This is a genomic window from Streptomyces sp. MGP-BFMKR1 (assembly GCF_057766585.1).
Genome location: NZ_CM173408.1, coordinates 4,002,721 through 4,029,690, shown reverse-complemented (window position 1 = coordinate 4,029,690; position 26,970 = coordinate 4,002,721). Strand labels below are relative to the sequence as shown.

General features: G+C 73.6%; 20 protein-coding genes. 18 read left to right on the top strand and 2 right to left on the bottom strand.

Annotation, left to right across the window (positions count from 1 at the left end; translation table 11 throughout):
* Window positions 1-369 precede the first annotated feature (369 nt).
* The 3 genes from AC3CHW_RS15455 to AC3CHW_RS15445 are packed head-to-tail and all read left to right on the top strand — an operon-like array spanning window position 370 to window position 3,802.
* Window positions 370-1,119 (top strand): hypothetical protein, encoded by a 750-nt coding sequence (locus AC3CHW_RS15455; protein WP_488470822.1) that lies wholly within the window; start codon window positions 370-372, stop codon window positions 1,117-1,119.
* On the top strand, window positions 1,116-2,453 hold the full coding sequence (locus AC3CHW_RS15450) for a hypothetical protein (protein WP_488470821.1): 1,338 nt from the start codon (window positions 1,116-1,118) through the stop codon (window positions 2,451-2,453). Before AC3CHW_RS15455 ends, AC3CHW_RS15450 begins: the two co-directional genes overlap by 4 nt.
* On the top strand, window positions 2,450-3,802 hold the full coding sequence (locus tag AC3CHW_RS15445) for a hypothetical protein (protein WP_488470820.1): 1,353 nt from the start codon (window positions 2,450-2,452) through the stop codon (window positions 3,800-3,802). Before AC3CHW_RS15450 ends, AC3CHW_RS15445 begins: the two co-directional genes overlap by 4 nt.
* Before the next feature lie 22 nt (window positions 3,803-3,824).
* Here the strand turns inward: AC3CHW_RS15445 and AC3CHW_RS15440 are convergent, their stop codons facing one another.
* Window positions 3,825-4,796 (bottom strand): nucleotidyl transferase AbiEii/AbiGii toxin family protein, encoded by a 972-nt coding sequence (locus AC3CHW_RS15440; protein ID WP_488470819.1) that lies wholly within the window; start codon window positions 4,794-4,796, stop codon window positions 3,825-3,827.
* Between the two features lie 48 nt (window positions 4,797-4,844).
* Complete coding sequence (locus AC3CHW_RS15435) at window positions 4,845-6,080, bottom strand: hypothetical protein (protein ID WP_488470818.1); 1,236 nt, start codon at window positions 6,078-6,080, stop codon at window positions 4,845-4,847.
* A gap of 81 nt (window positions 6,081-6,161) precedes the next feature.
* Between AC3CHW_RS15435 and AC3CHW_RS15430 the strand changes: the two genes are divergently transcribed.
* The 15 genes from AC3CHW_RS15430 (at window position 6,162) to eccCa (ending at window position 26,964) form a co-directional block, all read left to right on the top strand.
* Window positions 6,162-9,071 carry a CRISPR-associated endonuclease Cas3'' gene (locus tag AC3CHW_RS15430; protein ID WP_488470817.1) on the top strand — a complete coding sequence of 970 codons (2,910 nt, stop codon included), beginning with the start codon at window positions 6,162-6,164 and terminating at the stop codon, window positions 9,069-9,071.
* A gap of 304 nt (window positions 9,072-9,375) precedes the next feature.
* Window positions 9,376-11,256, top strand: coding sequence for a type I-E CRISPR-associated protein Cse1/CasA (gene casA, locus AC3CHW_RS15425; RefSeq protein ID WP_488470816.1), 1,881 nt, complete (start codon window positions 9,376-9,378; stop codon window positions 11,254-11,256).
* A complete protein-coding gene (gene casB / locus AC3CHW_RS15420) occupies window positions 11,253-11,918 on the top strand; it encodes a type I-E CRISPR-associated protein Cse2/CasB (protein WP_488470815.1) in 666 nt (221 codons plus the stop codon). The genes casA and casB overlap by 4 nt, the downstream gene beginning before the upstream one ends.
* A 135-nt stretch (window positions 11,919-12,053) precedes the next feature.
* Window positions 12,054-13,214, top strand: coding sequence for a type I-E CRISPR-associated protein Cas7/Cse4/CasC (gene cas7e, locus AC3CHW_RS15415; RefSeq protein ID WP_488471065.1), 1,161 nt, complete (start codon window positions 12,054-12,056; stop codon window positions 13,212-13,214).
* Window positions 13,211-14,119, top strand: coding sequence for a type I-E CRISPR-associated protein Cas5/CasD (gene cas5e, locus AC3CHW_RS15410; protein WP_488470814.1), 909 nt, complete (start codon window positions 13,211-13,213; stop codon window positions 14,117-14,119). The genes cas7e and cas5e overlap by 4 nt, the downstream gene beginning before the upstream one ends.
* A 6-nt stretch (window positions 14,120-14,125) precedes the next feature.
* A complete protein-coding gene (gene cas6e, locus AC3CHW_RS15405; protein ID WP_488470813.1) occupies window positions 14,126-14,929 on the top strand; it encodes a type I-E CRISPR-associated protein Cas6/Cse3/CasE in 804 nt (267 codons plus the stop codon).
* 311 nt (window positions 14,930-15,240) lie between these two features.
* Window positions 15,241-15,573, top strand: a complete 333-nt coding sequence (locus AC3CHW_RS15400) for a hypothetical protein (protein ID WP_176163073.1) — start codon at window positions 15,241-15,243, stop codon at window positions 15,571-15,573.
* A gap of 53 nt (window positions 15,574-15,626) precedes the next feature.
* The gene (locus AC3CHW_RS15395; protein ID WP_176163074.1) at window positions 15,627-15,938 is read left to right on the top strand and encodes a pore-forming ESAT-6 family protein; all 312 of its coding nucleotides are present in this window, start codon (window positions 15,627-15,629) and stop codon (window positions 15,936-15,938) included.
* A gap of 199 nt (window positions 15,939-16,137) precedes the next feature.
* Entirely contained in the window at window positions 16,138-16,518 is a 381-nt protein-coding gene (locus AC3CHW_RS15390) for a DUF6507 family protein (protein WP_176163075.1), read from the top strand.
* Between the two features lie 13 nt (window positions 16,519-16,531).
* The gene (locus AC3CHW_RS15385; protein ID WP_488470812.1) at window positions 16,532-19,114 is read left to right on the top strand and encodes a hypothetical protein; all 2,583 of its coding nucleotides are present in this window, start codon (window positions 16,532-16,534) and stop codon (window positions 19,112-19,114) included.
* Between the two features lie 89 nt (window positions 19,115-19,203).
* On the top strand, window positions 19,204-19,515 hold the full coding sequence (locus AC3CHW_RS15380; protein ID WP_488470811.1) for a hypothetical protein: 312 nt from the start codon (window positions 19,204-19,206) through the stop codon (window positions 19,513-19,515).
* A 395-nt stretch (window positions 19,516-19,910) separates the two neighbouring features.
* The gene (locus AC3CHW_RS15375; protein WP_488470810.1) at window positions 19,911-20,225 is read left to right on the top strand and encodes a hypothetical protein; all 315 of its coding nucleotides are present in this window, start codon (window positions 19,911-19,913) and stop codon (window positions 20,223-20,225) included.
* Entirely contained in the window at window positions 20,219-21,550 is a 1,332-nt protein-coding gene (locus AC3CHW_RS15370) for an EsaB/YukD family protein (protein ID WP_488470809.1), read from the top strand. The genes AC3CHW_RS15375 and AC3CHW_RS15370 overlap by 7 nt, the downstream gene beginning before the upstream one ends.
* A 57-nt stretch (window positions 21,551-21,607) precedes the next feature.
* Window positions 21,608-22,894, top strand: a complete 1,287-nt coding sequence (locus AC3CHW_RS15365; RefSeq protein ID WP_488470808.1) for a CpaE/TadZ family protein — start codon at window positions 21,608-21,610, stop codon at window positions 22,892-22,894.
* The gene (eccCa, locus tag AC3CHW_RS15360; protein WP_488470807.1) at window positions 22,891-26,964 is read left to right on the top strand and encodes a type VII secretion protein EccCa; all 4,074 of its coding nucleotides are present in this window, start codon (window positions 22,891-22,893) and stop codon (window positions 26,962-26,964) included. The genes AC3CHW_RS15365 and eccCa overlap by 4 nt, the downstream gene beginning before the upstream one ends.
* The last annotated feature ends 6 nt before the right edge of the window (window positions 26,965-26,970 follow it).

The window sequence follows — 26,970 nt, the reverse complement described above, 5'->3', positions numbered from 1 at the left end:
GCGCCCCCGCTGCGGCGAAGGCCGGGTCGCGTCCTCGTCCTTGTCGTCACCCACAGGTCTCGCTCCTTCCCGCGCGCCGTCCCCGATCGCCGGAGCCACGGCCCACCGCCCGGGCGCGCGCCCGGGGGCGCACCTGCCCGGAGGGGCCCGCGCGCCGTCCCGACCGATCCGGGAGAGCGTAACGGGCGGCGGGGCGGGGTGGGGTCCCGTGGGTGCGGTGGGGGCGTGCCACCCGCTGGCCGAGCCGCGTTCGCCGCCGTGGCCGGGATGTGCCGGACGGCCGGCGACGAGGCGCGCCGGTTGGCTACGCTCGGCGCGCGGGGCCCGGGCTCCGCCGTGCGTCGAAGCCGTGTGGGGGAGGGGCGAGCGGTGAGCGTGACGGGTGAGGACATCGTCCGGGTGAGGGCCGGCGAGCACGGGGTGGTCGACCGGACCGGCGGCCAGGGCCCGACCGGGACGCCAGCCCCCGTCACGGCCGCACTCGCGCGGGCCGCGCTCACCGCTGCGTTGCTCGGCCGCTTCGACGGGCCGCTCCGCCCGCCCGCCACCCGCGCGCCCATCGCCCACCCGAACGGCTTCGTCAAGCTGCCGCTGGCCCAACTCCCCGTGGACGGGCGCCGGCTGTTCCTGCACGTGTGGCGGACCGGCGGCCAGGACGCGCAGATCCACGACCACCGCTGGCACTTCGCCGCCACGGTACTGACCGGCGAGCTGTACAACACCGTCGTCGAGGTCGCCCCCGACGAGGCACCCTGGGGCCCGGCCGGCGCGCCCGACCCGGACCCGGACGCGTACCACGTCGTGCGCTACCGGCCCCAGGACGGCGGCTTCCACCTCGACACCAGCGACGCCTACCGGGTACGGGTGACCGGGACCCGCACCCACACGGTGCCCGCCGGCGGCCAGTACGGCATGTCGGCGTACACCCTGCACCGCGCGGGCGCCGCGCCCGGCACGCTGACGCTCGTCGCCAGAGGGCGGCCGGTGCGCGACGACAACCGGGTGCTCGCGCGCGGTCCGGTGACCGGCGGGTTCCGGCGCTGGCGGTACGTGGACGCCGACGCAGGCGCGGACGAGCGGGGCCGGTACCTGCGCGCGGCCCTGGAGGCCCTCTCGTGAGCGGCGCCGCGCCCGACAGCGGGAGCGCGCAGGACCCGGGCGCCCTGGTGCGGCGGGACACCGTGTTGATCGTGGCGGTACAGATCGACGCACCGCCGCCGGAGCCCTTCGCGGCCGGGCCGCTGGTGCGGCGCTGGCAGCGCGCCGACGGGAACGACGTGTACTCCACCGCCACCCGGCGCGCCGAGTACACCAGCCAGCGACTGGCTCCGCTGTTGTGGGATGCGACGGTGCGTTGGCACACGGACGAGCGACTCGACCCCGGCGCCGCCCCGCACGGGTTCGAGCTGACCGCCGTCGAGCTGATCCGGCTCAACGACTCGGTCCTCGGCATGTTCCGACGGATGGGGGCGAGCCCCGAGGCCAACGGCGTTGCCTTGCTGCACGGGCACCTGCCGGCGCTGCCACCGACGGAGATGCCCACGGCGTTGCGGCAGTGCGCGGACGTCGACGCACACCACGCGGGCGGGGCATACCGCGACTGGGCCGCTCGGCGGCTTCCCCCCGGCTGCCGCCTCTCCGCCACCGAACGCGAGGCCCTCTACTGCACCTTCATCACCGCCCGGGACGACCTGCCACGGCTCAACCAGGGCGAGCGACACGCCAGTTGGTCCACGGTCGACCAGTGGCTGTGGCAGATGTACCACGCGTCGGACTTCGAACCGGGAGACGAGGCACCGGACGAGCTGGCCTCCCTGCGTTTCCGGCTGCGCAACAACGTGCGCGGCGTGCTCGGCCTGCGCGGCCTGGTGCTGGTCGGCACCGAACCCGACCCCGGGCGTGAGGTACTGCGCAACTACTACAACGGCACCACGCACCACCTGATCAGCCTGTACGCCGACGCCCTCGCGCTGGCCCGGCTGCACCAGGTCGTGCTGACCGCGTTCGGCACCGAGGTGGCCCGCATCGCCGAGGGCAAGCCGAAGCGTCGCGAGGTGGGTCAACTGGAGCGCGACCTGCTGGTCTTCCGCCGTGGCTACTGGAGCGCGGACTTTGGCCGACAGGACACCGTGGACGCCGTGACCCGCACCTGGCAGCGCGCCGCGGGCCTGTCGGAAACGCTCCAGTCCCTCAAGGACGACCTCGGCGAGTTCTCCCGCCAGGTGCAGGCGGAGGAGACGGAGATGAGCAACGCCATACTCGGGCTGCTCGCCGCCATCGGCCTGCCGTTCGGCGTGGGGCTCGGCATCTGGCAGGGGCTGTCGAGTTCGAGCCTGACCTCGCTCGGCTGGTCTCTGGGTGGCATCGGCGTGGCCATCGTGCTGCTCCTGGTGACCTTCCCCGGACTGCGCCGGCTCTTGCTCGAACTCTGGCGCGATCGGAGGCGCTCATGACCCCCGCGTACCGCTGGCCGCCTCGACCCGCCCCCGGCTTCCCACCCGACTGCCCCGACGCGGGCGACGTGCTCGCGCGGTTCGCCGCCGCCGGCGACCGGACCGCGACGCTGGTCGTCGTCACCAGCGGCCTGCGGGCCCGCGTGGAGGACAGCGGCGACCACGAGGCGGGGCTCGACCGGGTGCGCCGCAGCCTGGCGGCCGTCGGTCGCGCGGCTGGTGACGGGTGGCAGCCCGGGTACTACGGCAAGGACCTGGTTCTCGTACGGGCGGCGACCGACGGGCCCGACGAGCCACCGCCCGCACCACTGGCCGCGGGCGACGGCGGGGTCCGGCATGGCTGGGCCTGGGGCCACGTGCCGTTGGCCGGGGACGCCGACGAGCGGCGCACCGCCCTGCTGCGTGCCTGCTACGCCGTCGCCATGGCCGCCCGACTGCGCCGGGACCGGCCGGAGCTGCCCCAGCACAGGGCGGCCGACGTGCTCGCCCGGGTCCCGGAACTGCTGTCGGCCCGGGCCACCGCCGCCCTCCTCGCCGGCGTACTCGTACGCCCACTGGACGGGCACCCCGCGCAGGCGGGCGCGGGCGACGGGGAGGACCCACGGCTGCCCGGGGTGGCGTCGGCGGACGGCCTGCCCGCCCTCGCGGCGGCGCCGCCCGCGCGCGGCCTGTACGCGGTCACCGACGTGCACGACATCGAGTGGGGCACCCGCTCCCGCGCGGGCGACGGCGTCCGCCTCACGCGGGGTAACGCCCGCGAGCTGCTGCCCCTGGCTGAGGCGTGGCACGCGGCGCGCACGCCGGTCGACGAGCTGGTACGCCGCGCCTACCCGTTGCGGGCCCGGCGCGAGGCGCTGCTGGCTGGCCATCTGCGCGCCCTCAGCGACGGCGTCGCGGGCGCGGGCCGGCTGTTCGCGACCCTCGGCGACGGCCTGTCGGGGGTGGTGAACGACGCGGAGGCGCTGCGTACGGCCGTGGCCGGGGCCAACCGGTGGAGCGAGGGGCAGATGCACAGCGGCGCCGGGGCCGCGCCGCTGGACGGACCAGACCTGGACGCCGCCCGCCGGCGCGCGCACTTCAGCCTGCACGTGACCAAGACGCTCAAGGGCACGGAGCACGGGCAGCGCGTCCTGCACGTGTACGGGCAGCCGCTGGGGCCGGACGCCGCCGAGGCGGCCGTCGCGTTCCTGGTCGACCTCGACGCGGCGGACCCGGGCGCACCCGGCGCCCACCACCTGGCCCACGCCCTGCGCTGGCGGGACGACTGGCGGCGGCACCTGTCGCCGTCGCGATTCGCCTGGCTGGAGCGGGTGTTCGCGACGATGGACGGTCAGCCAACCGCCGGTTGAGAGGGCGGGTCGGTACCCGGCCTCACCCCACCCCCCACTCCCACGCGCCAGGAGACCACACCCGCCCCGGCCCGGACGCCGTGGCACCCCCCGACCCGCACGCCGGCCCGGACGCCGTGGCGCCCGCCGGCCCGGGCGGGGCGGCACCCTCCGGCCCGTACGGCTCCACCGGCACCTCAAGCACCGGCTCCCAGAACCCCGCGAGCCGGGCCACCGCCTCCGGTAGCCGGCCGAAGGGCCAGCCGGCGCGGAAGGTGGCCGTGTCCCAGAAGTCCAGCCACTCCAGGGGCGGCGGAGGCAGCGTGGTCGGCCAGTCGCGGCCCATGGCGGCGAACTCGACGGCCACGTCGCGGCGCAGCTCGTCCAACACCAGCTTCGGGGCGCGGGGGCTGGTGGCGGCGATGAGGAAGTCCGCGAGGTCGGCCCAGCGGGTGTTGATCTTCCCGGCCTCGCGCCGCCGCGCGTACCGCAGCAGCTTCTGCGCCAGGCACCGGCTGAACGTCGCCGCGGGAACGGTGACCGAACCCGCGTCGGCGGGGAACGCGAGCGGGGCGGTGCGCGTGTCCCGCGCCGCCCTGGCCTCCGGCACGAGGAGGACGTTCAACAGGACACGGTCGTCGGCCCGTTCGTGGCCCACGCCTACCAACGCCCGGTGTACCGCCGCGCGCCCCGGCGAGCTGAAGACCACCGGCTCCGTACGGAGCAGCCGTACGTGTGCGCCGTCCGGCCCGGGCGGTAGGTCGGCCCCGCGCAGCAGCTCGTGTCCGGTGTCGGCTGGCACGGCGAGGTCCACGTCACCCGGCAGGCGCGCCGTCGGCCCGAGCCAGCCGAGGAGTGCCGTCGAGCCCTTGAGGTGCCAGTTCACGCCCCGTAGCGCGCGGTCGAGAGCCGCCAACACCCCGCCCACAGCCCGCAGTTGTCGCCGGTCGACCGTGGGCAGGCCCGCCCAGTCCGCCGCTGTCCACGTTCCTCGTACGCCGTCCGCCCCCGCCACGTGTACCGCCCCCTTCACCGCGTCCGCCGTGCACCAGTTCCGTGGGCGTCAGAGCAGGGTAGCCACCGAAGGGGGTGACGCCCCGGCGTGGCCACCGTCGGCCACCCACGCGCGCAGGCGCGGCGTCGGCTCGGGCGCCAGGTGCGGGCGTCGGCCCACCACGGCCACCCGGGTCGCCAGCTCTCGGAGCGCCACGGGTGAGCCGTCGTCTCCGGCCGACGCCAGCACCGGACCGGGTACGAGCGCGGCCAACTCCGGGTGCCGCCCGGCCAGCGCCAGCAGCCGTGCCGCCGCGAACGGGTCCCGCTCGGCACCGCCGAGCAGTTCCACCACCGCCGCCCGCCCGTGTGCCGTCCGCGCGGCCCCGTCCAGGTACCGCACGACCCGTGGCAGCAGCGCCGGCCAGCGGCGTACCACCGAGGGCACCTCGGCGGAGATCCGCGCGTCCGGGGCGAGGCGCGGCAGCGCGTACCGCAGCGCGCGCAGATCGCCCCCGTCCACACCCGCCCGCCACACCTCCGCCGGTTCGCCCGCGACGTCCCGCGCCGGGCCCGCGAGCACCGTCGCGGCCGGCCGCAGGCCGCTCTTGTCGGCCGACAACGTGAGCCCGAGGGCGGCCAGCCCGTCCCGTACGGCGGCCCGCACCCGCTCCGCCTCGTCCGCGTCCCGGACGAAGACGTGCCAGTCATCGGCCCAGCGCAGCCACCGCCCCGGCACCAGCCGCCCGAGCACCGCGTCGACCGGGGCCAGGGCCGCGCCGGCGACGCGGTTGGCCCAGTGGTGGCTGGAGAGCAGGCAGTGCCCGGCCTCGGCGGCCAACCGCGTGAGGAGAGTGGCGAGTTCCTCCGTCATCCAGGCCGCGTCGAGGAGTGTGGACAGTGGCAGCGAGCGGCCGAACCGGTGCACGTCCAGGCTCAGCACCAGGGGAAGGTCGCCCCGCCCGGCGAGTGCGCGCATGCGTGCCCCACGGGCCCCGAATGCGGTGCGGTAGTCCCAGGTCAGCGCGCGGTAGCTGAACACCTCGGCGGCCGGTTCGTAGCCGCGCAGGGCGCGTTCGACCGTACGGTGCAGATGGGCGCGGACCGTGGCCGGTACGACGGGCACCGCCTCGACACGACGGGCCAGCGGCACCCGCAGCCACCCGACCTCCAGCGCGGCCGGCGCCGGAGCCCGCCCGCGCACCAGGTCCCGCAGCGCGTCGGCCGCGCCGAGCGCGTCGGGTATCCATTCCGTCAGCAGGTCGTGGCCGAAACTCGCGCGCAGGGCCGGGGCGTCGTCCGTCACGGCGGCATGATGCCACCGGACGGCGGTGGGGCCGTCCCCGCACGGCCACCCTGGCCACGGACGACGGCGAGGAGAGCCAGCATGGCCGACGGCCCGCACCGCGACGCGCATCGTGACACGCACCGCGACGCGCACGGTGACGCGTACCGCGACACCTGGGACGCGACCGCCTCACTGCGCGTCTGCGTGGCCAAGACGCCGGACCACGCCGGCGGCACCATGAGCCTGGTCGCCACCCATCTGCTGGACACCGCCGCCGTCGCCGAACGCATCTGGGACGGCTTCCTCGGCCCGACCACCCGCCGCCAACTGGACGCGGCGGCCGGCGGCCCCGGCCGGGGCCGCACGCTGCTGGCCTGGATCTGCGGGCTGCACGACATCGGCAAGGTCACCCCGGCCTTCCAGTGCAGGTTCTCCGAGTACGCCGCGTCGCTGCGCGCGGCCGGCCTGAGCTGGCGCCCGAGCGTCCACCGGTTCCCCTGGCGGCACGGGGCCGCCGGCGGGTTCCTGCTCAAACCGATGCTGCGGGCAGCCGGTTGGCCGAGGGAGCACATCGCCTGGGTGTGGCCGCTGGTGGCCGGGCACCACGGGTTCCTGCACTCGGCGGACGAACTCGAACCGCCGCCCGAGGGCCTCGGCGGGCCCCAGGGAGACGAGCGTTGGGAGCGGGCCCGGCTGGCCCACGTCCGCTACGTCACCGAGCAGCTCGGCCTGCCCTCCCTCGCGGACGCCGCCCCCGCGACCGTACCCTCGCGCGCCCTGCAACTCACGGTGAGTGGCCTGGTCGTCATGGCCGACTGGATCGCCAGCGGCGAGGCCGCGTTCGTCGGCATCGACGACTTCGCCAAGGTGAGCATGGCCGGCGCGCGCGAGCGGGCCGCCGCGGCCTGGTCGCGGATCGGCCTACGCGGCGGCTGGGGCGCGCTCCCCACCCCACCGCCCGACGCCTTCGAGCGCCGCTTCCAGCACCCGCCCCGCCCGATGCAGAGGCTGGCCATCGAGACCGCGCGGGACATGGCGGCCCCCGGGCTGCTCGTCATCGAGGGCCCCACGGGCGAGGGCAAGACGTGGGCGGGGTTGATGGCGACGGAGATCCTGGCGGCGAAGTTCGGCGCCGACGGCGTCTTCGTCGGCATGCCGCAGTGGTCGGCCAACGACCCGACCTTCGCTCGGGTGCGCGAGTGGGTCGGCCGCATCGACCCCGAACTGGCGCCCCACGTGGCGCTCCTGCACGGCCAACGCAACCTCATGCCGGAGTGGAGCGCCCTGATCGGCGCCTCCGCCGAGCACCAACGGGACGCGGTGGGGACGTGCGACGAGGACGGCGACGCGCCCCCGCAGACGGGGCCGGGGCAGACACCGGCCGAGTGGTTCTTCGCGTACGAACGCGGTCTGTGGTGCCCGTTCGTGGTGAGCCCGACCGACACGCTGCTGCGCGCGATGACGCGCACCAAGTTCGCCATGCTGCGGATGCCGGGCCTGCTCAGCAAGGTCATCCTCCTCGACGAGGTGCACGCCGCCGACGTCAGCGGCTCGCTCTTCCTCCTGGAGGGCCTGCGCTGGTTCGGCGAGGCCGGCATGCCGGTGGTGCTGCTCTCCGCGACGCTGCCCGCCGCCCAGCGCCAGGCCCTGGCCGACGCGTACCTGGCCGGCGCCGCGCGACGGGAGGAGTACGGCCACCCCGAGCTGGTCCACCCCGACCGACAGCCCGCCGTCACCGCCGTATGGCACACCCCGCACGGCCCGCGAAGCCTGACCCGTACGACGACCCCGCGCCGCCCGTCCGCCCCGCTGGCGGTCGAGCTGATGCCGGAGACCGTCCCGGGAGCGGGCACGGAGGTCGCCGCGCGCGCCGCCGCCGACGCGGCCGTGGCCGACCGACTGGGAGACGAACTCGCGGACGGCGGCTGCGCGCTGGTCATCCGCACCACGGCGGAACGGGCCCAGACCCTGTGCGCCGAGGTACGCCACCGCCTCCCGGACACCCCCGTCGTCCTGCTCCACGAGCAACTGACCGCCGCCCAGCTCGCACACCGCATGGCGGAGTGCCTGCGCGTGCTGCGGCCCGCCCGGGCCGGCGAGTCCGCGCCGCCGCCCCGCCCCGAGCGCCTGATCGTGATCGCGTCCCCGGTGGCCGAGCAGTCCTGCGACCTCGACGCCGACCTGCTCATCACCGACCTCGCCCCGCTGGACCTCCTGCTCCAGCGCATCGGCCGGGTGCACCGCGGGGACGGCACGCCCCGCCCGGCCCGACTCCGCACGCCCCGCGTGATCGTGACGGGGTACGCCGAGGGTGACCCCACCCGGCCCGAGGCGGCGCCGCCCCGCTTCCCGGCCGCCGCCGAGGAGCGGTACGGGCGCCACGCCCTGCTGCTCGCGGCGGCCCAGATCCTGCGCGCCACGGGACCGGGCCGCCCGTGGTCCTACCCCGCGGACGCGCCGGCCCTCGTGGCGGCCGGATACGGCGCGGGCGCCGACGCGGTACCGGCGGCCTGGCGGGACGACTGGGAGGCGGCGCGCGCCACCTGGGAGAAGATCCTGCGCGCCCGGACGGACAAGGCGGGGAACCACCTGCTGACCCGGCAGGGCGAGCGGGAGGCCGTGACACTTGAGGGAGCGCACCGCCTCGCACACCGGCACCTCGACGGAGCCGACGGGCTCGACGACCTGGTCCACGACCACACGAACCGGCGAGCCGCCCTGCTGGTCGCCGACGGCGCGGGCCACCGAACGGTGTCCGGAACGGCGCTGCCTGCCGGCAAGCCCGCCACCGCGACCTGCGACGCGGTGATCGCCGACACGGTGAGCCTGCCTCCGACGTGTCACGACGCGGTGTACAAGGCCCTTTCGCCGCTGCGGAGTTGGGCGATGTCACCCCTCCAACACACCCGGGTTCTCATCCTCTCGCCCGACGGAACGGCGGTCCTGGCCGGCCGACGGCTGCGCTACGAGGAAGTGTTGGGGCTCGTGGACGAGGGGCCCGCCGGCTGACCGGCAGGGCGGAGTAGGACGACGACCGGCGCGGCGCCGGCCGGCGCGTACGGGTCGCGCACGCGCCGGACGTGCCCGAACACCCCCGCACGTACGCGGGGCCAACCTTCGCCGTGAGACGAGAAAAGGGAACATCCCCGGCGTGCCGGGGGCGCGGACCAACACCATTCAGCAATCGTGTTGGGCAATCCTTGCATTCGTCCCGCGCACCGTAGCCGTCTGTGCCAGTCTGGTCACTCCCCCCACCTAAGACGTGAAAAGTTCCCCGGAGGCTGGGTTGTGGAGTTTGCTCGATGAACCGTGGTTGCTCGCGCGCACTGCGGACCAGGGGGAGGCGGCTGGGCCCCATGCCGGGGCGCAGTCGGCGGAACGCGCGGTAGGCGTACGAGAGTTGCTACTGGACGCCCACCGGTTCCGGGACATCGAGGTGGACATCCCCACTCAGAAGCCGGCGATCTTCCGGCAGCTCCTGCTGCCGCTCGTGGTGGACGCGCTGGGTTTCCCGAAGGACGCCGCTGACTGGGCCAAGCGGTTCGCGCGGGGGGCGTTCTCGGACGCCGAGCGCGAGGAACTCGTTCGCTACTTCGACACCTACGGCGGCCACTTCGACCTGTTCTCCGAGACCGACCCGTTCGCGCAGGTGGCGGGGTTGCGTACGGCGAAGGGTGAGACGAAGACGTCCGCGCTGTTGGTCGCCACCGCGGCGCAGGGCAACAACGTCCCGCTGTTCTCGTCCCGTACCGACGCCGACCCGCTCGAACTGACCCCGGCCGAGGCCGCCCGCTGGCTGCTGCACACGCACTGCTGGGACACGGGTGCCATCAAGACCGGAGTCGAGGGCGACGGTCAGGCCAAGGGTGGCAAGACCACGGGCAATCCGGTCGGTCCGCTGGGTCAGTTGGGCGTCGTCATGCCACGGGGCACCACGCTCTACGAGACGCTTCTGCTGAACGTTCCGTACGGCACGACCCGTCTCAAGGACGACCTGCCCCAGTGGCGGCGGCGTGAACGTGAGGGTGACGTGACCGGCTCGACGGCCACGCCGAGCTGGCAGACGCGGCCGGCGGCCGGCCCGTTGGAGACGTGGACCTGGCAGGCCCGGCGCGTCCTGCTCGTCCGCGAGCAGACGGCCGACGGGAGCGAACGCGTCACCCGGGCCGTCGTGGCCGCCGGGGACCGGCTCTCCCAGGTCTCCCAGGACCACGAGACCCACACGGCCTGGCGGCACGAGAGCCCGGTGTCGTACGCGCGGCGCAAGGGCAAGGCGGCCGAGGTACCGCAGATCCGACCCCTGCGGCACCGGGTGGGGCGCGCCGCGTGGCGCGGGCTCGACGCCCTGCTGGCCGTGGACCGCCGCTCGTCCGACCCGACCAAGGCCCCGGCCGATCAGCACACCTACATCACGAGTGAACTGCTGAAACAGCTCAGTACGACGCGCCAGGACTACGACAGGCCGGCGTCAGACTATGCGCTCCAACTGGAGATGACCGGCATCGCGTACAGCTCCAAGCTCGGCTCCATCGAAGACCTGTTCTTCGACGAGATGCCCCTGCCGCTGACGGCGCTGGACCGGGAGGGCAGGACGCGTGGCGCGCTGCTCGGCGCCGTCAGCCAGGCCGAACAGCTCTCCCTCGCCGTCAACCGGCTCGGCGCCGACCTACGTCGGGCCGCCGGCTCCGACCCCCTGCCGCGCGGCGCCTGGGAGTACCCGGGCGAGGCCCTGCTGCACGCCCTCGACCCGGTGGTGCGGGTGCTGCTGGTGGATCTCCGGAAAGCTGACGAGGACGTCGAGAAAATCACCGCGCGGTTGGCGGAGTGGGAGGAGCGCGCCGGGAAGGAGGCGTGGAAGGTGGCGGAGCAACTGCTCAGCAACGCCGCCGCGCCCGGTCTCTTCCATGGCCGCGTGGTGACGCGGGGTGACACCAGCCGGGTGTACCGGCTCAGCGAGGCGGAAGCAGCGTTCCGCAAGAGCCTCGACAAGATCCTCTGGCAACGCGCCGAGCGCCGCGCCGAGCAGCGGCGCGCGCGGGCCGCCGAGGCCGAGGCGGAGGCCGCCGAGAGGGAAGCCCCACAGCCGGACGCCCCCGAGGCCGACAGCCCCGACAGCCCCGACAACCCCGACACCCCGGGCGCCCCCGATACCCCCGACTCCGACAACCCGACGACCGAAGGGCCCTCGCGGTGAGCATCCCACCCCAGGCCACGCCGAACTCCGCGACCGCGTCGAACCCCGCGACCGCGCCGGACCCGGGCCCCGCGCGGGTCACCCGGTACTGGCACCGGTACCTGGACGTCAGGAAGGGGAGCTGGCATCGGTTCGCGCCGACCGGCCCCCCGGGTGAGGAACTGGCAGACCTGCGTGCGGGGCTCGGTCAGGACGCCGGCACGGTGCCCGCGATGTGGCCGTACTACACGAGCCCCACCGACGGAGACGTCACGCGGGAACTCGAAGCCGAGCACGGCGCGCTCGCGCTCTACGGCCTGCACCAGCAGAGCCAGCAGCGCCCCATGCACAAGCCGGAGGTGGGCCTCGGTTCCGCCCTGCGCTCCCTGCGGGTGGCCGACCGGTTCAGTCCGGAGGCGCTGGACCGGCGCGTGGCGGCGGCCGTGAACGCCACGTCCGTTCCCGCGCTGCTCTACCGGTTGCGCGGCCTGGTCCCGCAGCTACGGGCCGAGGGCATCGGCCTGGACTACGACCGGCTGATGCGGGACCTGGAGCGGTGGACCCACCCGGAACAGCGGCAGCGCGTCCGCCGGACGTGGGGGCTGGCCTACCACGTGTGGAAGCCCGCCAGCCAGGACACCGAAGGCGCCGGAACCGACGGCGAAGGTCCGGCGCGCTCGTAACACCGGGCACGCCCCTGACACCGGGCACGCGCCCGCCACCGGGCACGTCCCCGCCGCCCCACCCACAGACCCGCTCACTCACCAGGCCGGAAGAACCGTCCGGCCCCTTACTCGACCCCTGGAGGTCCCGTGGAGCTGCCCGCTCCCCGCGCGTACGTCGACGTACACATCCTGCAGACCGTCCCCCCGGCCAACCTCAACCGTGACGACCAGGGGAACCCCAAGGAGGCGTTCTTCGGCGGGGTACGTCGCTCCCGCGTCTCGTCGCAGGCGTGGAAGCGCGCCACGCGCCTGCACTTCACCGACCACCGCGAGCCCGACCAGGACCAGGCGACGCGCACCCGCCGCGTCGCCGCCGCGCTCGCCGGTCGCATCGGTGACACCACCGGGCTGGACGACGAGGGCGCGGCGCGCCTCGCCACGGCGCTGCTGGCCCCGTTGAAGATCCGCGCGGGCAAGAAGGAGGGCGACACGGCGTACCTCTTCTTCTACGGGCACCGCCAGCTCAACGCCGTCGCCGCGCTCGTCCGGGACCGGGCCGCCGAGCTGGTCGGCCTCGACGACAAGGCGCTGGCCGCCGAGATGGAGAAGCTGCCGATCCAGGAGGTGTTCACCTCGGGACACCCACTGGACGTGGCGCTCTTCGGGCGCATGGTCGCCGACATCCCGGCGCTGCGCGTGGACGCCGCCGTGCAGGTCGCGCACGCGCTGTCCACGCACGCCGTGGAGCTGGAATTCGACTACTTCACCGCCGTGGACGACGAGGCGCGCAAGGGCCAGGAGACGGGCGCCGGCATGATCGGCACCATCGGCTTCAACTCCGCCACCCTCTACCGGTACGCCAGCGTCGGGCTGCACCAGCTCCGGCACAACCTGGACACCGACGAGGACGCGATCAAGGGCGTGCAGTCGTTCGTCACCTCGTTCGCCCGCTCCGTACCCAGCGGTTACGGCAACTCCTTCGCCCACCGCACGCTGCCCAGCCTGGTGGCCGTCGTGGTCCGTTCCGACCAGCCGGTCAACCTGGTCTCCGCCTTCGAGGAGCCCATCGCGCCGGACGCGGGCATCGCGGCCAAGTCGGCGCGGCGGCTGGCGAAGGAACACACCGAGGCGGTCAGCCAGTGGGGCGACGCCCCCGACCACACCGCCGTGTGCCACGCGTTCGACGAGAGCTCCGACACGGGGAGCGTCATCCGGGAAGCCTTCGGTGACGCGGTGACCTTCCCGCGACTCCTCACCGGCCTGGGCGAGCACCTGACCTCCCTCGTCGCCCCGAGCGTCCCGGCCGCCCGATGACGGTCCTCGACCCCGCGCCCGCCGCCGCCACGCCCCCCGACGCCGCCGGCGAGCCAGCCGTGCTGCTGTTGCGGCTGGCGGGCCCGCTGCAAGCCTGGGGCTACCACGTCACCGCCAACAACCGCCGCGACACGCACTCCGAACCCACCAAGTCCGGCGTGATCGGCCTGCTGGCCGCCGCCATGGGCCGCGACCGCGACGAGCCGCTGGGCGACCTGCTCGACCTGCGCCTAGGCGTACGCGTCGACGTGCCCGGCACGCTGCTGCGCGACTACCACACCGTCTCCGACTACCGGGGCCGCCCGCTGCCCCAGTCCGGCGTGTCGGCCAAGGGCGTGCAGCGGCCCACGCAGCCGGCCAAGTACACGCACGTGACCAGCCGTTACTACCTCCAGGACGCGACGTTCCTGGCCGCCCTGGCCGGCCCCCGAGACCTGCTCGAACGCCTCGACGCGGCCGTCCGCGCCCCGGCGTTCCCGCTGGCCCTGGGCCGCCGCTCGTGCCCACCCACCCAGCCACTGGCGCTCGGGTTGCGGGAGGGGGAGTTGGCGCGGGTGATACGGGAAGAGCCGTGGCTGGCGTCGAAGCGGGCTCGGACGCAGCACGCCGCACGGATCGGCCGCGAACGGGGCGTCAACCGCCCCGTCTACACGGCGACCACCGACGTGTCCGTGACCGTGGAGACCCCCGAGGGCGACGACGAACTCCGCGACGCCCCGGTCTCCTTCGACCCACACGCCCGCCGCTTCACCACCCGCCGGGTGTGTCGCGAGTGGTGGGAGATCCCCACCGGATTCCCGAAAGCCGTCCTCGAACCCGACCCCGATCCCCACCCCGCCCCCGATCCCGACCCCGCCGCCCACGACGACGCCGGGCACGACCCGTTCGCCCTGCTGGACAGGTGACCTGCGATGACCTACCTCTCCCGCGTACGCATCAACCCGCTGCGGGCGGAGAGCCGCCGCCTGCTGGCCAGCCCCCGTGCCATGCACGGAGCCGTGCAGGGCGGCCTGCCGGGCGAGTCGGACGAGCGCGTGTTGTGGCGCCTGGACGCGGACAACCCGCGCCGGCCCCACCTCATCGTCCTCACCCGCTCCAAACCCGACTGGACGCACGTGATCGAGCGGGCCGGCTGGCCGGACGCGGACGGCGAGCACGCGCTCGTACGCGACTACGCCCCGCTCCTCGCCCACATCGCCACCGGCCGCGAGTACGCGTTCCGGCTGACCGCCAACCCGGTCCAGAACACCACGACGCCCCTCGCCCTCACCCCCGCCCAGGCCGAACGCCTGGCCGAGCTCCCCGAGGGCAAGAAGCCCCGCGGCTTCCGCCTGGCCCACCGCACCGCGGCGGCCCAACTGGGCTGGTTCCTCGACCGCGCCGAACGCTGGGGCTTCGAGGTCCCCAAGTCCCGCACCGACCTCGCGGCCCCCGGCCTCACCCCGGATGTCCCGCCCGCGCTTCCGCCTGCGGCGGGGCACGCCTCCGACGCCCACGAGGTCCGCATCACGGCCCGCCACCGCCACTCCTTCGCCAAGGGCGGCCGGGGCGCCCACGTCACCTTCCACAGCGCCACCTTCGAGGGCCACCTCCGCGTCACCGACCCCGAAGCCCTCACCGCCCGCCTCCTCGGCGGCATCGGCCCGGCCAAGGCGTACGGGTGCGGGTTGCTGACGTTGGCGCCGGTGGCGGGGATGGGAAACGGGGCGGGGTGAGCTTGTGAACGGGGCGCCGGTGCCGCCGCTCGGCCGGCGCTGGGGCCGGAGGAGGGGAGCAGGGCACAGTCGTATGCGCTCCGGAGCGCGATCCAGCCACCCTTGAAACTTCAATCGCCCTGGTAGACGGGGGTGTTGCAGCTCCCCGTATGTATGTGTTGTGTCTCAGGTGTTCGATACACGTTGCACCGCAGGGGTGCGGCACTGTGTACTCGGATCAGCACACTGTCGTTGTATCGTCGCGGCAGGTGATCAACGGGGCGTGTCCGTCGGTGGGGGCGGAGACCGCACGGGAGGGGTTACCAGTGGGCATGAAGTTCGACATGGGCAGCCAGACACTCTCCACGCTGACGAGCCAGTCGCGCTACTCGTCGGACGATCTCGGCGGCCTGATCAGGCAACTGGTCGACGCGGCGCAGCCGCTGGAGGGCAAGTTCAACGGGCAGGGCAAGGCGGCGTTCGACCAGTTCAAGGCGCGGTCGGACGAGGTCACCGCGGGGCTGAACGCCGCGCTCGCCAAGATCCTCGGCGGCCAGACCGGTATGGACAAGGCGTTCACCTCCGGCGACCAGGAGGCGGCCGAGAACGCCAACCAGTCGATGGCCTCGGCCAACTTCGACGCGGCACGCTTCGGCGGTCGCTGAGCCGGCGCACACCACCCGGCAGCCGTAGCCAGACGCAACTGAGGGGGAGCACCATGGGTGCGAATTCTGACCGCAACAGCTACGACGGCGGCGCCTCCAGCGAGGTGCAGGGGAGCCTGGGCAGCATCGTGGCCCGGCTGGAGGCCGTCATCACCGACCGGGACCGCCAGGTCAAGGCCGCGATGGCCGACTTCCAGGCGGATGGCGTCTCCGACCAGTACCACGCTGCCGAGCAGCGCTGGAACCGTTCGGCGAGCGAGGTGCGGGAGATCATCCGACTCGTTCGTACGACGCTGGAGAAGAACGACGGCACGGCACAGTCGGCCCTGAGCCGCGCCAAGTCGGCCGTGGACGGCATCGGCTGAGTCCGCGCGTCGAGCACGGCCAGCCGACCGCGCGGAACCCGGCGCGCGGGCCGGCAGGCCCGCAGGGTAGGGCCGTGCGGGGTGGACAGCGTTACGTAGCGCGCGCCGGTGCGGCCCCTCGGGCGAGCGGTAGCGCAGTGGCATCCGTACGCCCTGACGTGGGGTGCGGGCAGCACACAGATGGTGGGGGAGGCAGTCGATGACGGGCTGGGACCTACAGCCGCCGGACATCGGACGGACACTGCAGGACACGGTCAAGATCGCCAAGGAGCTGCAGGCGCAGGCGAAGGCGTTCGGTGAGCACCTGAAGGGCGCGGCGACCGCCGCGGGCACGCTCGCCATGGGCGGCGAGAAGCCGGAGGCGGGCCTGGTGGGCCTGGCGCTCTCCGAGTTCGCCCCGCACGCGGAGAAGGACCTGCGGTTCGTCGCGGCACGCTCCGCGAAGTCCGTACAGGGAGCGAGCGAGGCGACGACCGCGTACATGAACGGGAACTTACAGATGGCTGCCGACGCCCAGCGGGAGGCCCGCAAGGCGCCCGATCCGGACTTCGGCAAGCCCACGGGGGAGAAGAAGAAGTAGGTGGGGGGCCGTCATGGGTGACACGCCGGACCGGATCGACCCGTCGGGCATCCCGACGTTCACGGGGAACCTGCCGGAGCTGGAGAAGCACATCGCGGGCCTGCGCGGGGACGCGAGCAAGGTGCGGAAGACGGGTGCGGACACGCACACCGAGTTCCAGAAGCTCTCGTCCTTCTACAAGGCGCCGGAGGCCGACCAACTCTTCGCCACCACCCAGCCGGTACGGGACACCGCCGACCGGTTCGCGGACGACCTGACCACGGTCGCCTCGGCTCTGGAGGGGTACGCGACCGAGGTCCGCCCGATCGTCGCCAAACTCAAGCGTCTCCGGGCCGAGGCCGTGGCCTTCGTCGAGGACATCGAGGACGACGACGACTGGCAGTACGACGGCGACAAGGTCGACAAGAACAACGACCTGGTCAAGGACGTGTCCGCGACCGTCGCCCAGTTCTGGGCCGCCGAACGCGCCGCGGCCAACAAGATCACCAGCCTGGTCAACGGCGGCACCGTGTGGCGGGAAGACGACGGTTCCGGCGGCAAGAACATGTACGGCTACAGCGTCGACGACATGAAGAAGGCGGGCGAGACCCCCTGGGGCAAGGCCGTCGAGGAGAAGCACCACGCCTGGGAGATCGGGCACTGGGCCAAGAGCTTCGTGTGGGACGGCTTCATCGTCGAGGGCGTGTGGGGAACGCTCAAGGGGCTCGGCGGCCTCGTCGGCCTCCAGGGCTGGGAGACGTTCAAGCAGTCCTGGAAGGGCCTTGGCCAACTCGCCACGGGGCTGGCGATCCTGACGGTCCCGGGCGGGTTGATCGCGTACGACCTGCTGCCGGAGGGCGGCGTCAAGAACTGGGCCCGCGACAGTCTCAAGACCACCAAGGAAGTCGGCAAGTCCATGGTGGCCTGGGACGAGTGGCGCAAGAACCCGGGCAAGGCGGCGGGCCTCGTCGGCTACAACGTCCTGACGACCGTCGCGACGGGCGGCGCCGGCGCGGCGACGAAGACCGGCACGGCGGGGAAGATCGCGGCGACGGCGGGCAAGGTGGGCCGCGCCGTGGACCCCATGACGTACATCGTCAAGGCCGGTGCGGCCGGGCTCGGCAAGATGCCGAAGATCGGCGACGTGACGGCGAGCCTGACGGGCCTGACGACGGTCAAGGGCGTCGAACTGCCCGACGGCAGCATCCGCCTCCCCGACGGCCAGGTCTTCGACCCGGCGAGCCCGAACCCGCCGGAGCTGCCCCCGGGCAAGTCGGGCGTGGAACTGCCGAACGGCGTGCCGCGGCTGGACGTGCCGGAGGGCGCGGTTCTCACACCGGAGGGTGAGTACCTATGCAAGGACGGCACGTACCTCAAGGCGGACGGCTCGCTGAAGCAGGCTGGCGATCAGGCGATGCACGAGCCGAGCGCGGGCGACCGCGCGGCGTTGGACGCCGCTGGTCCCGGAGCCGGCTCGCGTACGGGGGACGGTGCTCCGGTGGGCCGTTCACCCGACGAGGCGGCTGGCGTGCGGGTGCCCGAGCGCGAGCTGGTTGTGGTGGGCGCGCGTGGTGGGGACGACGTGGCCCGGGTGGGTGATGACGCGTCGCGGGTCGGCAGTGATGTGGGGCGCGCGGGCGATGACGCGTCGCGCGTCGGCGGTGATGTGGGGCGCGTGGGCGACGATGTGTCGCGGGGCGGTACGGGCCCGGGTGCGGGCGCGGTGGGTGACCGGCCGCCGATGGGGCCGGTGGCGCATGCGGGCGGTGACGGGCCGGGGAGCACGTCAACGAGCGGCCAGACGGCAACGATAGACGGTGGTGACGCTTCAGCTCTGGACGACGTGACGAACGAGCCCCGCGCGGGCGGTACCCCGGGCGCGGAGCAGGGAACCACGGGAAACTATGGCGGGCGCGGCGGGACTATCGATACGCAGTTCAGTGACACGAGTGGTGCCCCCATGGCGGACGAGACTATCGATCCAGCTGGTGGGCAACGCGACTCGGGGGCGCCCTATGAGGAGGTCCCAAGTGCGGAGGCGGCGGCGCTGGCCGATGCCGGCGCGGACGATGCTGCCCACGCGATGGGGCGCGACCTGGACGCCATCCAGGCGACTGACTCGACGATTCCCGCACCGCCCAGAACGCCCGGTGATGTCATCCTCGACAGCGGTGACCACGTCTACTTCCGCCCGCATTCAACAACCATCGGGTATGACTCTGCAACTCTTGTGAATCGGGACCTTACGGCTCCGCTGGATGGCTATCACGACGTCATCGTGCATGGTAACCCGCAGGGATATTTCAAGCCGGGTAGAGTCAATCATGCGGGAGTCGATTTTCCGCCGGGGGAGGTGCATGCCTCTCATATCGTCCAAGCGATAAAGAATAACCCAGACTACGCTGGCGGGCCCGTTCGGTTGGTATCCTGCGATTCTGGGCGGGTCCTGGACGGTCTGGATGAGTTGCCCGCTGCTCAGCGAGTAGCTAACCAGTTGGGGGTGCCAGTGATGGCCCCCACTGACAAGGTGGGTATTTATAGAAACCTACCGCCTGGTCAAACGTCCAAGGTTTTCAACGGCGGTTACTGGCGGATCTTCCTCCCAATGGTGGACTAGAGGCAAGAGGGGTATTTCACGTGAAGGTTCTCGGATATTATAAGGAGTGCTGGCGGGCTGGCTCTCCGGACCTCTCGATCAGGGATTTCGTGAGAGAGCAGGCAGGCAAGAGCGAAGAAATGGTCCTCTCGTATCTTCGTGGTGCAAGCACGATCTTCGCGGCCATGGGAATGTCTGTGGATGTGTTGGGATCGAGCGAACAGGTGATCAGTGGAGATTCGATTCACACGGATGGCGAGTGGGTCTGGCGTAAGGACCTGGGTTTCTATGTAGGTGCCTACCACCTTGAATTGCCTCGCGAATTCATTGATCGCGTGCAGGAGCACAGTGGGCGCGCTCCGGAGGTATCGCATGAGCGCCTCGTGGAGCTGACCTACGAAGTTGACCGTGCATTTGGCTGAGAGCGCTTTGCCGTAAGTAGCGAATCCGACTCGCGTCGGCGGTGGCGCCGCATAGCCCGGGCTTGCCTGAATGGCTCAACTGCCAGGCGCCGTGCGCCCGCTGGAGTATGCGGTCCATCATCGATCGCGACTATGGGGCGTGTTGCCGGGGCGCTCGGGTGGGGCGCGCTCCCGACCGGTTGGGCAGGCGTCACCCGCCTGCGGGGGATTTCTTTCGCGGCGACGTCAACCCCCGGCCAAGCCAGCCTCATCAGGGAACCGGGTGACGTGTCACTGCCTGACCGCCACGCGCGCGGCCTCGGTGGCGGTTCAGCAACCGCCACTCCCCCCGCCGACTGTCACACCCACCCCGTAAGGTGTACGCAACGCAGCACGGAGCGTGAGGGAGGGGAGCCTTGGCGCGGGACTACGACAGTCAGTTGCTGGAGTCGGTGGCCGTGCGGCGGCGGCGGTTGCGGGATGCGGCGTTGTTCGGGGCGCAGCGGTCGCGGCGGTCGCTCGACGAGAACGTGGGGAAGATCCTCGGGGGGATCGCGCTGGCTGCCGTCGTGTGTGCCGGGTGTGTGGGGTGGTCGTTCATCTCGGACAAGTTGGCCGACCAGGAGCGGGAGAAGGAGAAGCGGGAAGCGCCGCGGGCGGTGTCGGTCGCGGTCGTTGACGGGGAGCGGCTGGCGTTGGGGCCGGTGGTCCGGGTGGGTGCGTCGTGGTGACGTCCACGGAGCGGCGGGCGGGGCTCAGTCGCGTGACGCTGGTCGGTGGGCGGCGGCGGATCGACATGCTGCTGCCGGCGGACGAGCCGGTTGGCGAACTGTTGCCGAGCATCATCGAGATGGTGGGGGACCGGCCGGGCAGGGAGCCGATGTTGCGGCGGCTCGTCCTCGCCAACGGGGCGGTGCTGGCGCAGGACGACACGTTGGCCTCGTTGGGGGTGCCGGACGGCGCCGTGGTGCGGCTGGTGCGGGAGGTGGAGACGCCCGCCGCGCCGGTGGTGCACGACGTGAGTGACGAGACGGCGGACGATCTCGACGTGCGCGGGTGGCGTTGGGACGAGCGCACCCGCGTGTGGGCGGCGGGGGCCGCGCACCTGGTGCTGGCCCTGGTCGCCGCCGCGTACGCGCGGCACTGGCTGGGCGCCGACGAGACGGGTGTCCCGCTCGTGGTGGGCGCGTTGGTGGCCGCGGCCGTGGGGGCGCCCGTGGCGCGGTGGGTCGCGCGGCCGGTCGGGACGGTGCTGGTGTTGCTGGCCGGTGGGCTCGGGGTGTTCGGGGCCTGGACCGTGACCAGTTCGTCCGGGGCGCACGACGTGCGGTTGATAGCCGTCGGGAGCGCGGTGGTGGGGACGCTGGCGCTGCTCGGGCTGAGCACGCCGATGGGGCGGGGCGCTCTGGTGGGTGCCGGGGCGGTGGCCGCCGCCGTGGGGGGCTGGGAGCTGGGCTGGGCGCTCACGGACGGGTATCGGGTCGGTGTGGTGCTGGGCGTCGGGTCCGTGTTGTCGTTGGGGCTGCTGCCGCGGCTCGCGCTGATGGGAGCCGGGCTGACGCGCCTGGACGACCAGCGGGCGCAGGGCGCGTCGGTGAGCCGGCACGGGGTGGACGTGGCGCTGGCGGCCACGCATCGCGGGCTGGCGTTGGCCACGGTGACCGCCGCGGTTTCGGCCGCGGCGGGAGGCTGGCTGGCGGTCGAGCACGCCGACGCGTGGACGGTGGGGGTGGCCGCCCTGCTCGGTGTCGTGCTGCTCTCGCGGGCCCGGGCCTTTCCGCTCGGCGTGGAGGTGGTGGTGCTCCAGGCCGCCGCCGTGGTGCTGATGACGCGCCTGCTGGTGTTGTGGGCCGAGCGCGGTACGACGTATCCGCTGCTGGCCCTGGCGGGCGCGGCCCTGGTGCCGCTGGTCGTGCTCGCGGTGCGTCCGCCGGATCATGTGCGGGTACGGCTGCGGAGGTTGGCGAATCTGGTGGAGGCGGTGGGCGTCGTCGTGCTCATACCCGTGGCCATCGGGGCGTTCGACGTGTACGGGCGGCTGTTGGACACGTTCTGAGGCACGTGGTGAAGCACGGTGTGGGACACGCTGTGAAGCACGTTCTGAGAAGGGGCTATGGCGGCGGCGCAGGGGGACTGGCAGCACGAGGTGTTCCGGGAGTTGGGCGGCCCGCGAGGCGGCGTGCCGCCCGTGGCGGCTCCGCCGGAGGCGGCCCAACGCGGCGGCGGGCGACCCGAGCCCGAGGACGCCCGGCCGCGCGAGGCGATTCCCGCCGTGGAACCGGCGGCTCCGGGCCACCCGGGACACGCCTCAGGCCAATCGGGACCGGCTCCGGGCCAGCCGGGGCGGGCCCCAGGGCAGCCGGGGCAGGCCCCGGGCCAGCCGGGACCGGTCGCGGGCCAGCCGGGGCACGTCCCGGGCCAACCCGCCCCGACCGGGCCCCCGGCCCCGTACGCCGACGCGCGGCCCCTGGTGACGCCGGAGTCCGTGCCCCTGGTGCCGCCCGAACTGGCCGGCGCCGAGGGGCCGGTGCGGCGCGGCGAGGGTCCGGCTCGGCGGGCCGGGCGGGCGTTGGTGCGGCTGGTGTCGTCGGCCGCCCGGGAGAGTGCCGCGTTGACGGAGGCGGTGCGCGCCATCCAGCAGCCGGTGACCACCGGCCGGCAGATCGCCGTGACCAGCATCCGCGGGGGCAGTGGGAAGTCCACCGTGGCCGCGCTTTTGGCGCTCACGTACGCGCACTACCGGGCCGACCCCGTGCTGGCGGTGGAGGCCGATCCGGCGCTTGGCACGCTGCCGCGTCGGCTGGGCGCGTCGGAGGTGCGTTGGACCTGTGCCGACCTGGCCCGGATCGTGGACCCCTCGATGCGGATCACCGACCTCACCGGCTACCTGGTGCCGCACGCGAGCGGCGGTTGGCTGTTGCCGGGGAGCCAGGGGGCGGTGGGGGCCCAGCTCGACGTCGACACGTACCGGACCGTGATGACCTCCGTGCGGCGTTACTTCGGGACGACGGTCGTGGACTGCGAGACGCTGCCGGCCACGGTGGCCCGTACGGCGCTGACGACCACGCAGGCCCGGGTGTTGGTGACGCCCGCGACGGTGGAGGGGGTCGCGGCGACGCGGGCCGTGCTCGACTGGGTCGGCGGGCTGCACCGCAGCATGCTGCCCACCACCGTGGTCGTCCTCAACCACACGGTGCCGCACGACAGCCTGAAGGTGGGCAGGGCCGTCGAGCGGTTGGAGGCCGGCGGCGCGCGGGTGGTGGCGCTGCCGTACGACCGGCATCTGGCGCCGGGCGGTGAGGTGCGCACCCGGATGCTGGCGCAGCGGACCGTGGAGGCCACGGCGCGGCTCGCCGCGACCGTGTTGGAGCGGTCCATGGCGCGGGAGCGGCGGCGATGAGCGTACGTGTCGTGCACCGGCCGGCGCGGACCACGCGCCCGCTGCCCGCGCCGGCCGAGCGGCGCATCGAGCCGCCGCCCAACCTGCCGGAGGGCAAGGCGGGGTCGGTGGCGACGTCGCTGCTGCCGATGGCGGGCGTGCTCAGCTCCGTGGTGATGATGACGGTGGTGCGCAACAGCCAGTTCGCCGCGATCGGGGCGGTGGTGCTGGTGGTGGCCGTGATCGGCGGTGTGTTCCTGTTGTTCTCGCAGCGGGGGCGGGCCCAGCGCACCCGGCGCACGCAGCGCGAGCGGTACCTGGAGTACCTGGAGGGGTTGCGGGAGGAGCTGAGCCGGGAGAACCGCGAGCTGCGGGCCGCGGCGCGGGTGTTGGCGCCGCCGCCCGAGGCGCTGTACGACCTGGTGAACGACCCGGCCAGGCGGTGGGAGCGGCGGCGGCTCGACCGGGACTTCCTCGACGTGCGCCTCGGCACCGGGCAGGCGCCGGTGCGGGCGCTGGTCATGGAGCAGCAGAGCGGCAGCGTGCTGTCCCCGCCGGACCCGTTCATGCTCAACGAGGCGGCCGGGCTCCAGGAGCGGTTCGCCTCCGTGCCCGAGGCGCCGCTGACCGTGCCGCTGGACCGGGCGGGCAACGTGAGCGTGATCGGGGAGCGCGCCCAGGTGCTGCGGATCGCGCGGACCATCGCCGTGCAGGTGGCGGTGTTGCACGCGCCGGACGACGTGGCGTTCGCGTTGGCGGCTCCCGAGGAGCGGCTCGACGACTGGGCGTGGGCCAAGTGGCTGCCGCACTTCCTGGACCCGCAGGAGTGGGACGGTCCGGTGCACGCCCGGCGCATCGCGTCCTCACCGCGCGAGCTGGCCGCGGCGCTCACCGGCGAGCTGCGGCAGCGGGCCGGGTACGCGGCGGAGGTGCGGCGCGGCCTCGCCGGGCGGGAGGCGCTGCGGCTGGGCAAGCGGTTGCTGCTCATCCACGACACGCACGGGGCGACGGCCCACGAGCCGCCCCGCCCGGACGAGGCGGTCTCGCTTCCCGACATGGGCGTCACCGCGCTGCACCTGCTGGCCCGCCGGGTGGACGAGCCGGGACAGGTCTCCGTACGCGTCACCGTCAGCGACGACGGGCGCACCGTGACCGTGGAGGACCTGCGCGGGGAGGCGCCGACCACGGTGACCGGCACGTTGGACGAGGTGACCGCGGCCGGCGCGATGGGCCTGGCCCGTTCGCTCGCCCCGCTGCGGCTGTCGGCCGAGTCCGCCGCGTCGGGCACCCCGCTGTCCGGGCCGGTGGACTTCCCCGAGCTGATCGGCGTCCCGGACCCGGCCGCGCTGGACATCCCCAGGCTGTGGGCGCCGCGCCGGGACCAGAACTTCCTGCGGGTGCCGATCGGGCTCAGCGACGCCCACGAGCCGGTGCTCCTCGACCTCAAGGAGTCGGCCGAACTGGGCATGGGTCCGCACGGGTTGTGCGTGGGCGCCACCGGCTCCGGCAAGAGCGAACTGCTGCGCACCCTGGTGCTGGCGCTCGTCGCCACCCACCCGCCGGACGACCTGGCGATGGTCCTCGTGGACTACAAGGGCGGCGCCACTTTCGCCCCCTTCGCGTCGCTGCCGCACGTCGCCGGCGTCATCACCAACCTGGAGAACAAGGCCGGCCTGGTGGAGCGCGTGCACGCCAGCCTGTCGGGCGAGGTGAAGCGGCGGCAGCAGGTGCTCAAGGACGCGGGGAACATCGCGGACATCTCCACGTACGCGGCCACCCGCGCCCAGCGCCCCGAGCTGGGCCTCGACCCGCTACCGCACCTGTTCGTGGTCATCGACGAGTTCGGCGAACTGCTCACCGCGAAGCCGGACTTCATCGACCTCTTCCTGTCCATCGGCCGCATCGGCCGCTCCATCGGCGTGCACCTGCTGCTGTCCAGCCAGCGCATCGAGGGCGGCAAGCTGAAGGGCCTGGACACCTACCTGTCGTACCGGCTCGGCCTGCGCACCTTCTCGCCGGACGAGTCGCGCACGGTCCTGGACACCGCCGACGCCTTCCACCTGCCGCCCATCCCCGGCTTCGGCTACCTCAAGGTGGACACGAGCGCGTACGACCGGTTCAAGGCCGGGTACGTCTCGGGCCCGTACCGCGGCCCCGCCCGGCTCGACACGGACGCGGACGCGGGGCCGACCGCGCTGCCCTACCCCACGTACAACACGCTCGCCGCGCGCGGTAGTGAGGCCGGTGACGGCGAGGAGGGCGGCGGGGCGCCGGTCGCGCCGCCGCCGCGCCGCACCGTCGGCCCCACCCTGCTGTCGACCATGGTCGACCAGCTCGCCGGGGCCGCCGCGCCGGTCCAGCAGATCTGGCTGCCGCCGCTGCCGGAAGCGCTGACGCTCGACGCCACGGCCGGCCCGGTGCGGGCGGAGTCACGGGGCCTGCGGCTGGCCGGGCGCCCGCCCGGCGGTCCGCTGCGCGTCCCGCTGGGGCTGCTGGACGACCCGGCGCGGCAGTGGCAGGGCCAGTGGGTGCTCGACCTGACCGTCGCCGGCGGGCACGCCGCCGTGATCGGCGGCCCGGCGGCCGGCAAGACGACGCTGCTGCGCACGCTGGTCCTCGGCCTCGCCCTGACCCACACCCCGCAGGAGGTCGGCGTCTACGGCCTCGACCTCGTCGGCGGCGGTTTGCAGGCGATGGCGGGGCTGCCGCACGTCGGCGGCGTCGCCGGCCGCTCGGACCGCGAGCGCGCCGCCCGCACGGTGGAGGAGGTCCGCGCGATGCTCACGGCCCGCGAGGACGTCTTCCGCGAGCGCGGCATCGACTCCGTGGACGAGCTGCGCCGGCTGCGCGCCCAGGGCGAACTGCCCGAACTCGGCTCCACCGACGTCGTGCTGGTCATCGACGGCTTCGGGGAACTGCGCGAGGCGTTCGACGAGTTGGACGACGCCGTGGTCGAACTCCTCAAGCGGGGCAGCGGGTACGGCATCCACGTCGTGGCCGGCATGTTGCGCTGGAACGAGGTGCGCATCGCCGCCCAGTCCGCCTTCGGCACCCGCGTCGAACTGCGCCTGAACGACCCGTCGGACAGCACGGTGGGCCGCCGCCTCGCCGAGACGCTCACCCCCGACGAGCCGGGCCGGGCGCTGACCGACGCCAAGCTCTTCGCCCAGGTGGCCCTGCCCCGCATCGACGGGCTGGCCACGGCCGACGAGCTGGGCGCGGCGACCGAACAGGCGGTGCGCGCCGTCCGAGCCGCCTGGTCAGGACCGCCGGCGCCGCCCGTGCGGGTGCTGCCCGCCAGGCTCGGCGCCCACCGGCTGCCGGGCCCGGAGGCCGAGCCGCGCCGGGTGCCGCTGGGGCTCGACCAGAACGCGCTCCAGCCGGCGCTGCTCGACCTGTTCCGGCGGGACCAGCACCTGCTGGTGCTCGGTGACGGCGAGTGCGGCAAGACCAACGTGGTACGGCTCGTCGCGCACGGCCTCATGGAGCGCTACACCGACGACGAGGTGGTCTTCGCGGTCCTCGACCCGCGCCGCGGCCTGCACAGCCTCATACCCGAGGCGTACCGGGGCGGGTACGCGTACAACACCAACCTGGCCGCCGGCCTCTCCGGTGCCATCGCCACCGAGCTGGCCCGGCGCATGCCCGACGACGCGCTGGCGCCCGAGGTGCTCGCGGCGGGCGCCAGCGATCCGACCGGGCCGCGCATCGTGGTGCTCGTGGACGACTACGACGTGTTGGCGGTAGCCGGTCAGCAGCCGTTGGAGCCGTTCCTGCCGTTCCTGCCGTCGGCTCCCGACATCGGGCTGCACTTCGTCATCACGCGGCGCGTCGCCGGCGCCTCGCGGGCGATGTACGAACCGTTCCTGATGACGCTGCGCGAGAGCGGCACGGCCGCCCTGGTGATGACCGGCGACCGGTCGGAAGGCCAGCTCTTCCCCGGCGTCTACGCCCAGGACCAGCCCGTCGGGCGGGGCACGTTGGTGCGACGCGGCGCACCGCCACGGCTGATCCAGACGGCCCACGCCCCGCCCACCACAGCCAGGGACCACGCGTCCGCAGCGCACGAGCAAGGGGACGAGCACAGGTGATCGCCG